9 protein-coding genes are annotated in these 13,139 nt (G+C 42.0%); 4 read left to right on the top strand and 5 right to left on the bottom strand.

The genetic code is table 11. The features are described 5' to 3' along the window. Positions 1–124: 124 nt before the first annotated feature. The 3 genes from V7K98_RS27450 (at position 125) to V7K98_RS27440 (ending at position 4,820) form a co-directional block, all read left to right on the top strand. Positions 125–472: a CU044_2847 family protein gene (locus V7K98_RS27450; RefSeq protein WP_334939680.1), complete on the top strand. Its 348-nt coding sequence runs from the start codon at positions 125–127 to the stop codon at positions 470–472. Positions 473–481: 9 nt separating this feature from the next. Next, the gene (locus V7K98_RS27445) at positions 482–2,050 is read left to right on the top strand and encodes an AAA-like domain-containing protein (RefSeq protein WP_335027751.1); all 1,569 of its coding nucleotides are present in this window, start codon (positions 482–484) and stop codon (positions 2,048–2,050) included. A 100-nt stretch (positions 2,051–2,150) separates the two neighbouring features. Beyond that, positions 2,151–4,820 carry an ABC transporter substrate-binding protein gene (locus V7K98_RS27440; protein ID WP_335014672.1) on the top strand — a complete coding sequence of 890 codons (2,670 nt, stop codon included), beginning with the start codon at positions 2,151–2,153 and terminating at the stop codon, positions 4,818–4,820. 64 nt (positions 4,821–4,884) lie between these two features. Here V7K98_RS27440 and V7K98_RS27435 read toward each other — a convergent pair whose 3' ends face one another. The 5 genes from V7K98_RS27435 to V7K98_RS27415 form a co-directional block, all read right to left on the bottom strand. Next, on the bottom strand, positions 4,885–5,838 hold the full coding sequence (locus tag V7K98_RS27435; protein WP_335027749.1) for a transposase: 954 nt from the start codon (positions 5,836–5,838) through the stop codon (positions 4,885–4,887). Between the two features lie 3 nt (positions 5,839–5,841). After that, complete coding sequence (ureC, locus tag V7K98_RS27430; RefSeq protein WP_335027746.1) at positions 5,842–7,557, bottom strand: urease subunit alpha; 1,716 nt, start codon at positions 7,555–7,557, stop codon at positions 5,842–5,844. A gap of 9 nt (positions 7,558–7,566) precedes the next feature. Beyond that, complete coding sequence (locus V7K98_RS27425) at positions 7,567–8,103, bottom strand: DUF1349 domain-containing protein (protein ID WP_335027744.1); 537 nt, start codon at positions 8,101–8,103, stop codon at positions 7,567–7,569. Positions 8,104–8,111: 8 nt separating this feature from the next. After that, entirely contained in the window at positions 8,112–8,417 is a 306-nt protein-coding gene (locus V7K98_RS27420) for an urease subunit beta (RefSeq protein ID WP_335027742.1), read from the bottom strand. Between the two features lie 131 nt (positions 8,418–8,548). Further along, on the bottom strand, positions 8,549–9,676 hold the full coding sequence (locus V7K98_RS27415; protein WP_335027740.1) for a succinylglutamate desuccinylase/aspartoacylase family protein: 1,128 nt from the start codon (positions 9,674–9,676) through the stop codon (positions 8,549–8,551). Between the two features lie 319 nt (positions 9,677–9,995). On the opposite strand from V7K98_RS27415, the gene V7K98_RS27410 reads away from it, so the two are divergent. Further along, a partial coding sequence (locus V7K98_RS27410; RefSeq protein ID WP_335027738.1) for a CHAT domain-containing protein occupies positions 9,996–13,139 on the top strand: 3,144 nt, incomplete at its 3' end.

Genomic DNA, 13,139 nt, shown 5'->3' with positions numbered 1-13,139 from the left:
AGTTTTTAAATAGTTCTCTTAAGTAAATTTCCTCCAAAAAATTTCTACCACGAAATTTATATAAATGTGTTTTAAAAACTACTTTACTTACCTTTTTAACAGATAGTCACAAGGTAATTGAATTATGGCTCGTAAACTTCTAGAACTGAATACAGAGGATGGCGGCAAGATTTTGGTAGCAGTTGAGTTACCAGATGGGTCAGTAGGTCGTGTAGCACTACCTACAGGTGATTTACCTATAGAAAAAGTAGAGGCTAGCTTCGATGTCGTTAAAGATTTGATTGTTCGCGGGTGTCGCCCAATTACAAAAGCATTTCGTACCTTACAGCAAGAATCGCAACCTGTGAGCGGAGAAGTTGAGTTTGGGTTGAATTTTACCGCCAAAGGCTCAGTTTATGTAGTCGAATCTAGTGGACAGGCATCCCTGAAGGTGAAAATAACTTGGAAACTGACAGAAGAAGAAAACAAGTAATAAATTGTCATGAGTTGGGATTTAGTTAGAGCTTGTACCGTTGCGATCGCTACTCCAGAAGGTAATATCCAAGGTACGGGCTTTTTTATCTCAACCCAAGGACATTTACTCACCTGTGCCCATGTGGTTGAGTCAGCAGGGGGTTGGGAAGAAGTGCGAGTCAATGGGAAAGCGGTTGAATTGGTTTATTTGGGAAATAGCACCCGCGATGATTTCGCTATTTTGCAATTACCTGATTATCAAGGCAACGCTGTACCTCTATCGGTGATCTTTGAGCCAGGGAATCAATTTCGGTCTATTGGCTATGGGCGTTTGGACTTCCCAGAAGGAGGGACAATTGAGGGCAATATCACAGATGCTAACCGTCATTTAGGTTTTAGTAACTTATTAATGTTGCGGTTGCGGGTAATGGCAGACTCGCAACAAATCATCGGTGGCTATAGTGGTTCCCCTGTGTTTGATATTCAAGTTCAAGCGATAGTTGGGATGATTGCCGCTTACGACAATAACCAAGGGGGATTGGCTGTACCACTGACGACAGTTCAAGAATATTGGTCTGATTTTACAGGCTTGCTTGATGCAGAACCATCCCCAGAACTGGAATTTCCGTTTTTCGATACGACTTTTTATTCTAATTGTTACAAAGAAGTAGATAGGACAGGAGGATTAGTCCGATTGCAAGCGCCTTTGCAATGGGGCAAAACCTACTTAATGAACCAAATTCTTAATTATGCGTCTCAACAAGACTATCAAGCAGTACGAGTAGACTTTCAAGAGCCAGAAAAAGAATTATTCAATACTCTGAAGTCTTTCTTACAGTGGTTCTGTGCCAGCATAGCCAGAGAATTGAATCTACCGGATAAACTGGCTGAAAAATGGGAAGGTTTGCTGAGTGCCAACAGCAATTGTACAGACTACTTTAAACAATATTTGTTGCCAGCTATTAGTAGCCCCCTGGTTTTGGGATTAGATAATGTTGATGTAATTTTTCAATATCCAGCGATCGCTCGTGACTTTTTTCCATTACTACGAGCTTGGCATGAGAGGGCTACAACTAACCAGATTTGGCAAAAATTAAGGTTAGTGATTGGCTACTCCAGAGCAGATTACATTCCCATAGATAACAATCAATCGCCGTTCAATGTGGGGAAGCTCATTGAAATACCAGAGTTAAATCAGGCGCAGATCCAGAAATTGGCACAACACTTAAAACTTAATTGGAATACAGAAAAAGTCGCTCAACTGATGGTGATGGTAGGTGGCCATCCTTGGCTGGTGAAGAAGGCACTATCTAAAATAGCGCAGCGCGATCTAACGTTGACAGAATTATTGCAAATTGCACCTACTGAAGAAGGTTTATACCGCGATCACCTGCTGCACCATTGGTTAATTTTGCAGGATAATACAGAACTGCTGCAAGCCATGATGCAAGTAGTTACTATCAATAGCCCAGTTAGAATAGATGCAGAAAAATCATCTAAGTTACGCAGTATGCGACTGGTGAAATACATAGGCAATGATGTTCTGCCCTTTTGTGATTTGTATCGCCTATATTTTCGCGATCGCTTCGGATTGTAGTGATGATTTCAAATTTCCCAAAAATTTCCCCCAAATCCTCTTTGCAAGCAGAGAGGAAAGCCTGAGAATGATTAGTGTGCAACTGCATTGGTAATAACTCATGAATTCAGCGCCTAACCCAGAGTATGAATACCAAATTCGTGGAGGTAGTTTACCTCCTGATTCCCCTACTTACGTCACGCGACAGGCAGATGACGACTTATACAAAAAGTTGAAAGCAGGAGAATTCTGTTATGTTCTAAACTCGCGGCAGATGGGTAAATCGAGTTTGCGGGTAAGAACCATGCAAAAATTACAGAAAGAAGGAATCGCCTGTGCTGAAATTGATATTAATACCATTGGCACTCAAGATATAACCCCCGATCAATGGTATGCAGGTGTAATTGATAGTCTGGTTCAGAGTTTAAAACTAAACGAGAATTTTGATTTAGAGCGCTGGTGGAAAGCGCAAAAATTATTGCCTCCATTACGGCGATTGGGTAAGTTTCTTGAAGAGGAGATGCTAACCTGTATTCCTAAAAAAATTGTCATTTTTGTAGATGAAATTGATAGCGTTCTCAGCCTGAGTTTTTCAACTGAGGATTTTTTCGCTTTGATTCGAGCTTGCTATAATCAACGTGCTGATAAACTAGAATATAAACGCCTCACATTTTGTCTTTTAGGGGTAGCAACTCCGTCATATTTGATTCAAGATAAACAGCGTACACCGTTTAATATTGGTCAACCCATTGAACTCAAAGGTTTTGATTTAGATGAAGCCGAGCCTTTAGCTAGGGGATTAGTAGGTAAAGTCAGTAATCCCCAAGAAAAGCTACAAGAGGTTTTGGAATGGACTGGTGGGCAACCTTTTCTTACCCAAAAGCTTTGTCAATTTATTTTAGAGGATCAGCAAAGCTTGTCTGTAGAAGAATTAGTGCGATCGCGGATTATCCAAAATTGGCAATCTCAGGATGATCCTGAGCATTTGAGGACAATACGCGATCGGATTTTCAGTAACAAGCAGCCTGCGGATTTATTGCTTGAATTATATGAACAAATTTTACGAAAAAAAGAAATTGAAGAAGATAACAGTCCGGGGCAAATAGAATTACGCCTGTCGGGATTGGTAGTTAAGGAAAATGGTAAATTAAGAGTTTATAACCGCATTTATGAGTTTGTTTTTGACAACAACTGGGTTAATCAAGCGTTAGCAAATTTACGACCTTATGCAAATGAATTAGCAGCATGGCTAGAATCTAACCGTCAGAATAAATCGCATCTCTTGCAGGGACAAAAATTACGACAAGCTCAAACATGGGCAGAACATAAACAGTTGCTTGTTGAAGATTATCAATTTTTATATGCTAGCCAAGAATTAGCAACACGAAAGCAGCAACGCCTTGTCTTTTCGCTTGCTCCAGTACTACTAATTTCAGTGCTTGGGTGGTTATTCTGGAAAACAATAACAAAACCTCCAGTTGCTAATAATCAGCCAATAACGGTACAATCAGAATCGCCACAGCCAGTACCAGTATTCTTTAGCGAAGGTGAGCATACTCTCTTTGCACAAAATAACAATTTAAATCGCGATCGTGGTTTTGAAGCTTTCAAAGAAAAGCATTATCCACAAGCTATTGATTCCTTTACAAAAGCCATAAAAGCCTTTCCTACAGACCCAGAGTTACAAATATACTACAATAATGCCCTAGCATATCAAAATAAAAATCCACTAACTCTAGCAGTTGTTTTACCAGATACTAATAAAGAAGCCAAAATTTCTCAAGAACTATTGCGAGGAGTTGCACAGGCACAAGATAGTTTTAATAGTTTAGGTGGAACGAATAAACGATTATTAAGTATAGTAATTGCTAATGATGGCAGCAATAAAAATCAAGCTGTAAAAGTTGCCGAAGAGCTAACTAAAAACAAAAATATTATAGGAGTTATTGGACACTATACTAGTACAAATAGTCAAGCTGCGCTACCTCAGTATGAAAACGCTGGTATAGCAATGATATCTCCAGGGAGTACAAGTAGGTCACTGAAGAGTAAAGTATTTTTTAGAACAGTACTTTCTGACCAAGTAAGTGCTGAAAAGTTAGCAAATTATGCTAGTAATCAGGGCTATAAAAAAGTAGCTATTTTCTACAATCCTGGTGATATTTATAGTAATGATATAAAGAAAGATTTTGAAAATGTCTTTAAAAATAAGGGTGGGGAAGTTATATCCACTAAGGATTTGACTGATGCTTCACTGAATACATCTGCCGAAATTTTAAAAATTAAACAGGAAGATAAAGCAGACGCAGTTGTTCTGTTTCCAAATACAGAGTTAATTTCTGTGGCACTTGAAATTGCCCGCAGTCAGGGAAGCCAAAAATTGCCTCTGCTAGGAGGAAATGCTTTGTACAATCCAGAGATTTTGACATCAGGTGGAGAAGCTGTTGAAGGCTTGGTTCTATCTGTAGATTGGTTTGCAGGAGAGCAAAACTCAAAAGAATTTGCAGATAAAGCCAGCCAGAAATGGGGAGGACAGATTAGCTGGCGCACAGGTGCCGCCTATGATGCGACTCAGGCTTTTATTAAAGTTATATCTAAGTCTAACAATCCCTCTCGTCAAACTGTCTTGACAAACCTAAAATCTGTTGATCTTTTAGCAAGCGAAACTTCTGGACATCCACTGAATTTTAATAATAGTGGCGATCGCCAACAAGCACCTGTTCTTGTCAAAGTAATAAAGGGTCGAGGCGGGCCTTCCGAAAGCGGATTTATATTTGAACAGGTTCAGTAATAAAGAAATTTATTGTAACTTGAAAACAAGCGATGTTTGGCGACAAGCCTCTAGGCATCTACGCTTATTTTCCAGAGGAAAGACTATCGAAAACTTCCTGGAATTCTGCTGTGGAAGGAATTGCGATCGCACTTTTGAAAAGCATTTTTAATACAGATGGTTCTTCTATCCCATTGATAACTTCTACAATAGAGTTTGGCACTTCTCCAAACCGCGTCTCTAGAACTGTAATTATGTTTTCTCTAGCAGTTTCGACAATTCCTTCTTCTTTTGCTAGCCTTTCAATACTTGTTACGTACCGCATTCTGTTTATCTCCTCGTAACTTCTCACTTCTGTTTTAAAACTAAGTGCCAACTCTTGCGGCAAAATCATTACCCAATCAATAAATCGAAATAATTCCCGAATATCTTCCCGGCTATATCCCCGTTCGTACAGCCGTCTGACTAGGCTTAGTTTCCACTGTAACCGACTTTCTGGGTTTCGCTTCGTTGCTTTGGTCTTGAGATGCGCCATCACAATTACCCCAAAGGGGTTGGTTGTTTGCTCTAAGGTTTCCCACCCTTGCTCATAGTCCAACAGTTTCGCCACAGGAAACTCTAAGCTGACGCGACATCCCCCCAGTTGATAGCTGTAGCTGGAAGGTCGCCAATTTGCTTGTTCATCCGCTAAAACTGCTAAACTAATGACTCGCTTTTTATGGCGGTCAAACAAGCGGTAATTATATGTGTACATCCGTTCGGCGAATTGGCTGTCATATTGCCCTTGAACTTCTACATGAACCAATACCCAAGCTTCCTCTCCATCCAGTAGCCAAACTTTTGCGACTTTATCGACCAAACGCCGCCCAATTTCTGCATCTGGTTCTAGCTGTTGCAGTTCTGTATCCAGGAATTCATAAGGTCTCGTCCAGTCGATTTCGGCATAAGCTTGGGTGAAAAAGAATTCCAGAAAGCGGGGAAAATATAGCTCAATGACTTCTTTCCAAGGACTATCGTAATCAGTAAGTTGCTCAGTCATGAATTAAAACAAAAAGTACCTCTGTGCCATTGGTAAAACTGTCGCAGGTTCACAAATCAGTAACTCACCATCAGCCCTGACTTGATATGTTTCTGGATCTACTTCAATCTCGGGTAGTGCATCATTCAGCTTCATATCCCGCTTACTCAATTGGCGTGTCCCAGAAACTGCAACTGCTGCCTTTTGTAAACCTAGCTGGCTGGGAATTTCGTTCTCTAAAGCTGCTTGAGAAACAAAAGTTAGTGATGTGGCATGACGTGCCCCGGCAAAACTACCAAACATTGGGCGCATATACACAGGTTGCGGTGTAGGAATACTGGCGTTAGCATCGCCCATTTGCGACCATGCAATCATTCCGCCTTTAATAACTATCTCTGGTTTCACGCCAAAAAATGCAGGATGCCACAAACATAAATCTGCTAATTTTCCCTCTTCCACTGAACCCACATATTGAGCAATTCCGTGAGCGATCGCAGGGTTAATTGTATACTTAGCAACATATCTTTTTGCTCGAAAATTATCTGCTTTTTGCTCCGTCCCTTGTGGGTTAAGAGTTCCCCTTTGCACCTTCATTTTATGAGATGTCTGCCAGGTGCGAATTATCACTTCGCCTACTCTTCCCATTGCCTGGGAATCGGAAGAAATCATGCTAAATGCGCCTAAGTCGTGCAAAATGTCTTCAGCAGCAATGGTTTCTCGACGGATGCGAGATTCGGCAAAAGCAACATCTTCAGCGATCGCAGGATCGAGATGATGGCATACCATCAACATATCCAGATGTTCGTCTAAGGTATTTAAAGTGTAAGGGCGTGTGGGGTTAGTAGAAGATGGTAAAACGTTGGCTTGTCCGCAAACTTTGATAATATCTGGTGCGTGTCCGCCACCTGCGCCTTCGGTGTGGTAGGTGTGGATAACACGATTCTTGAAAGCTGCGATCGTATCTTCGACAAATCCGGCTTCGTTCAGGGTATCAGTATGAATCGCTACTTGCACATCATAAGCATCAGCAACACTGAGGCAAGTATCAATTGCTGCGGGTGTGGTTCCCCAGTCTTCATGCAGCTTTAAGCCCATTGCACCGGCAGCTACTTGTTCTACAAGTCCTTGGGGTTGACTGGCGTTACCTTTACCCAAAAATCCTAAGTTGACGGGGAAAGCATCAGCAGCTTGCAGCATTCTGTAAATATTCCAAGGGCCGGGGGTGCAGGTGGTGGCATTTGTACCTGTAGCTGGGCCAGTACCGCCGCCGATCATAGTGGTTATGCCGGAAGCGATCGCCACTTCAATCTGTTGGGGACAAATAAAATGAATATGGGCATCGATACCGCCAGCAGTGAGAATCATTCCTTCACCAGCTAAGGCTTCAGTTCCGGGGCCGATAATAATATCTACATTGTCTTGAATATAAGGATTTCCGGCTTTACCAATTTTGAAAATCTTGCCGTCTTTAATGCCGATATCTGCTTTGACAATACCCCACCAATCGAGAATTAAGGCATTGGTAATGACTAAATCTACAGCACCATCGGCGTTAGAAATGGGGGATTGTCCCATCCCGTCTCGGATGACTTTACCGCCGCCGAATTTTACTTCATCGCCGTAGGTGGTGAAATCTTGTTCAACTTCAATAAATAATTCTGTGTCTGCAAGTCGGATGCGATCGCCTACTGTGGGGCCATAAGTTTCGGCATAGGCGCGACGATCCATTCTATAACTCATAACTACTCCTCACAAACTGCGAATTTGGAATTTTTCAAACCTCATCTGAAAACCATTTCCTTCAGGTGAGGCACACATCAGACCGACACTTAATGTTTCCACTGGAGTCAAATAAGCAAGCCGCAGCATTGTGTACTCAGTTCCATTTAAAGAGTATTCGACTTCTATTGCTGTGCCGCGTCGAGTTACACGTACCCAAATTGCAGATGGATTTTGAGGTACTGGAATAACAGACCAATCTGAGAAATTGCGTGTCACTACTGCGCTAATTTCTTGTACGCCGTTGACAAATTCAATACCACATTTCAACCAATTCAACTCATCTAAACGTACCATCAGACCCGCTTGATCGTATAAATCCTGATATTGCCCAATGATTTTCACTTCAGCAATAAAGTCACCTTGAATCTTTTGATAAAAAAAGTGACCATTATCTCTAATAAAACCGTAGTGAGTTTCCCGCCAGAAATCTGTTTTTGCGCCGGAAGTGATAGCGATCGCTTCATCTTTTACTTCCCAAACAGGCGGTTCATTGTACCATTCCATTTTCATATCTATAGAGAACCGTTAATTTTGGCGTTGAAGCCGTAGACTTGGCGAGTACCAACGAGGGGGACTAAAGTTATTTCTTTTTCATCGCCTGGTTCAAAGCGAACTGCGGTTCCGGCGGGGATATCGAGGCGCATTCCTCGCGCTTGTTCTCTGTCAAAGTGTAAGGCGGTGTTAACTTCAAAAAAGTGATAGTGGGAACCGACTTGTATGGGGCGATCGCCTGTATTTGAAACTTGCAATTTTACAGTTTGACGACCAACGTTTAATTCAATTTCACCTGTTGGTGTAATTATTTCTCCTGGTATCATGTTCAATCAATCCAATATTTAAATTATGACTTACGCACACTCTACGAATTATTGTCTGCAAATTTTTAATTATGACCTAAATTTAGACTAAAGCAGATAAAGTTCTAATCGCTAAATATATTTGCCATCTCCTAACTCACAATTCCCAATACAAACTCGCCTTGATTCACAGCCTGATTCGTTGCGACATCATAAACTAATCCATCTTGTTGAGCGTAGACATCAATTACACTTGGTAACTTACCTTCTTTGTTAAAACTGAGAATTTCATACAGCTTATCTCCAGCTTTTACTGAACTACCTAATTCAATTCGTGATTGAATCATACCACCTGCGATCGCATAATATTTTTTCCGGTTACTGCTAGATGCAAAAGTCATTTCGTAGGTTTTTGTATTATCCAATAAATTAGGAATTTGCAGTACACCTTTCTGCACTAAATAATTTTTCACACCACGTACACCTTTAGCGACTGAATCAGGGTTCATTTGCATTCCTGCTCCTAATTCTAGCGTCCAAGCTTCTACATCAAACTTGATTTCTCTGCCCAACTCTTTAAAACAAGCTTCTAGTGCTAACCAAGGTTTGATAAAAGCTTCATCAAAAGCATCACCATCATATTTGTCAAGTAAGATTCCGAAATCGAGTAGGAAGTATTTTGCACTATCTTCTCGATTTCGGAAGTAATAAACGTAGTCTAAAGCTTGATTTGTAGAACTATGTAAATCAATTAAATAGTCTGCATCTAAACTCAGGTTTTGTAGCTTGTAGGCAAAAAGCTCAGTGTAAGGAACGCCACTAGAAGAATTAATTTTTTCTAAAGTTTTTGCGAATTGTCGCTTAATTATAGTTAGATAATTTTGTCTGACGACCTCTAGATCGATATGAAGTTGAGATTTAGTAAAAGCTACTAAATCATCAGCTTCTTTTTCGTAGTCCCAAAATATGCGATTCCAGTCTTTGGCTTCATAAACGCAATATCGCCCAGGGGAAAAATGATGAGCGCGTTCATTTGTCCCCATTGGATTACAAACGGGAACTAGCCAAATTTCCCCAGTTAAATCGGTATCATTTATTGTCAATAAAAACTCAATTAGCTGGTGAATAACGGCATTACCAGCGATTTCCGCACCGTGCAGATTAGATTGAATGTATACCTTTTTACCAGCTTTAGCGCCGATGAACTTGTATATTTGTAAGTATAGGCGATCGCCCGAAGCCATTTGACGTAAAGGAATAGTCTCAATAACTGGCAGCATGAAACAACTCGGTGATGATTTGAGTAAATTATCGCTGTATCTGTACTGAATGAAAAGCCTATCCCAATAGAATTTGCTGATTAACCAGAGTTTTACCCCACCCTAACCCTCCCCTTATAAAGGGGAGGGAACTAGATTTTCCGGTTTCCCCCCTTTATAAGGGGGGATTAAGGGGGGTAATTCGACTTGTGTATACACGTGAAGGGGAGACGGAGCGTAGCTTTGGCGGGGTGGGGTTCTTCGGGTTTAACAAGTAATCAGCTAACCTCTGCGTGAATTACTAGGATAAGGTAGCATCTAACTAGTGTTGGCAATAGCTATGGCGCAGAATTGGTTGCGGATTACGCATCAAAACGACAAAATCCAACTTTCTTGGCAACGCGGATATGAAAGTCCTCGCTTTGCGTCAGAAGTTGGCTTCCAGCAACCTTTCGATGAAGAAAACGCGGCTGAATTGCGCTGGTATTTAGAAGATTATTTAAAATTTCCTTACGGTATATTTCCTGATAACGCTGCAAAAATCGAACAAAAGTTACAGCAGTGGGGACAACATTTATTTGAGCTAGTATTTCGCAGCACAGAAAAAGGAAGAGAGTTTTTTCAAGAAGCCACACGGGAAGGACTCGATAAGTGTGAACTGGGCATCATTTCCGATAACGCCAACGTGCTGAATTTACCTTGGGAATTGCTGTATTCCCCCGACTATCAATTTCTTGCACCTTCACTAGCGGGAATGTATCGCAGTCTCAGCACTCAGGGCGTAAAAGCACCATTGCCACCAATGCCCGATAACCAACTGAATATTTTATTAGTCATTGCCCGCCCTTATGACGAACAAGACGTAAATTTTAAAACCATTGCCCGTCCTTTGCTGGCGGCGTTGCAACCAATACGTCAGCGAGTCAACCTGAAAGTATTACGTCCCCCTAGCTTGAAAGCGTTTGAAGCAGAACTCCAGGCAAATAAAGGTTTTTACCATATCGTCCATTTTGATGGACATGGAAATTTTGACAGCCATACTCAAGGAGTTTTAATCTTTGAGGATGAACAAGGGAATGAGGAAGCTGTCAGCGCTAGAGAAATTGCCCAATATTTGACAGATTGTCGCGTGCCGATTTTTGTACTCAATGCTTGTAAGTCTGGGCAAGTAGGCGAAGAAGCCTTTTCTTCAGTGGCGGGACAGTTGGTGAAATTGGGGGCAAAGGGTGTAGTAGCGATGGCGTACACCATTAAAGCCAAGGGTGCAGAACACTTTGTTGGGCGGTTGTATGGGGAATTAGTCAGGGGAGAGTGTATTGCCACAGCTGTTGCAGCTGGGCGCAAGTCCATGTCTATTGACAAAATGCGCCCTAGTCCCAAAGGAAATTTACCTTTACAAGATTGGCTTGTGCCGGTGCTTTATCAGCAGGAACCCTATACGCCTTTTGTTCCTAAAAAGACGGCATCCAGTTTTGCCGATTTGATGGCGCAAGCGGATAACACCCCAGAAAGTAGCAAAGCTGTAGGTTTACCGGATGAAAGCGCTTATGGTTTTATTGGGCGAGATTATGAGATTTTGCGTTTAGAGAGAGCATTTCGGCAAAATCATGTTGTGCTAGTGCAGGGAATGGGCGGTGTCGGGAAAACTGAGTTAGTCGCAGGTTTCGCCCGGTGGTTGGATGATACTTTAGGGCGCGAATATACTTTTTTCACCTCTTTTGAACAGGGTGCGGGGTTGAGTCAGGTAATTAACCAAATTGGTAGGGCGTTGGGCGGTGAGAAATTTTCCCAAATGATGCTAGAACAGCAAGAGGCTGTGGTGCGGGAATATCTGCAAACTCATTCTTGTTTGTTGATTTGGGATAACTTTGAACCTGTCAACGGTTTCCCTACGGGGAATGAACCATTATTGAGTGGGGAAGAGAGAAATAAGCTGAAGCGGTTTCTTAAGGAATTGCGGGGTGGTAAATCTTGGGTATTAATTACCAGTCGCCGCGAAGAACCTTGGTTAGATTGTGGGTATAGTTTAATCAATTTGCGGGGGTTGTCTCAAGCGGATGCCCAAGAGTTAGCCGCGAAGATTTTGCAAACCGTGGGTGTGGAGAGAAAGAACCTGCCAGCAGAGTATTTGGAGTTGTTGAAATTGTTGGGGGGACATCCCTTGTCACTGCGGGTGGTATTGCCGCATTTGCAGACACAGACACCCGTGCAGTTAATTGAGGCGCTGCGGCGGGGGTTGGATACTTTTAGGGGACAAGAGGAAGAAGGGAGAGAAAAATCTCTTACTGTGTCATTGGATTATTCTTTTGCTAAGTTATCGGAACGTACACGCCAACATTTACCATTTTTGGGGCTGTTTTGCGATCGGGTTAATGCAGATTGGCTGCATAGTTTTTCAGAAAGTCCTGATGATAGCTATGGACAAGCTTATCAAGCGGTGTTTGGGGAGAACTTGCAAAAACCAGATTGGATGAGAATTCTCAATGAAGCCGCCGCCGCAGGTGTTTTGGAATATTTGGGTTATGAGACTATCTACAAAATTCACCCAGCACTACCTTGGTATTTGCGCCAGCAGTTAAACACAATGGCTTCTCAAGAGGTGATTAACGAACTCGAAAAAAAGTTGCTGATTTTCTACGCTTATTTGGCGGATAACTACGATAGAGAACTCATCAGCAACGCAGAACTGGCAACTTTTGTGCTGCGAGTCGAAGAACCGAATCTGTTGCAAAACTTACGCCTTGCCGAACAACAACAGGAATGGGCTGAGGCACAATCGATTCTGCAATCCTTGGGAGAAGTGTATGAGCGTTTAGGGCGCAAAGCTGAATTTAAGTCTCTGCAACAACGGGCGCTCAACCAAATTGGCATTAACTTGGCAGATGCAAAAGCAAAGGGTAAAGATGCTTTGAATTTCTGGATATATCTGCGGGTTAATGAAGCTAACGAAGCACTGCAAAGTGCTAATTTGGAAAAAGCGAGAAAAGTTTATCAAGAAATTTTAGATGAATTGATAGCTATAAATGACTTTTCAGTGAATGACAAAATTGCTGTTGCTTATCACCAACTGGGCATGGTAGCCCAAGAGCAACGGCAGTTTGATGTAGCTGTTGATTACTACAACAAGGCGCTGAAGATAAGAGAAGATGCTGGGGATTTGTACAGTGCTGCTAGTGACTATCACCAACTGGGCACGGTAGCCGAAGAACAACGGCAGTTTGATGTAGCTGTTGATTACTATAACAAGGCGCTGAAGATATTAGAAGATGCTGGGGATTTCTACAGTGCTGCTAGAGAATATCACCAACTGGGCACGGTAGCCCAAGAGCAACGGCAGTTTGATGTGGCTGTTGATTACTACAACAAAGCGCTAAAGATATATGAAGATACTGGGGATTTCTACAGTGCTGCTAGAGAATATCACCAACTGGGCACGGTAGCCCAAGAGCAACGGCAGTTTGATGTGGCTGTTGATTACTACAAC

Origin of the sequence: Nostoc sp., from assembly GCF_036917435.1 — a bacterium.
Taxonomy (GTDB): Bacteria; Cyanobacteriota; Cyanobacteriia; order Cyanobacteriales; family Nostocaceae; genus Nostoc.
This window is presented reverse-complemented; position numbering and strand designations above follow the sequence as displayed.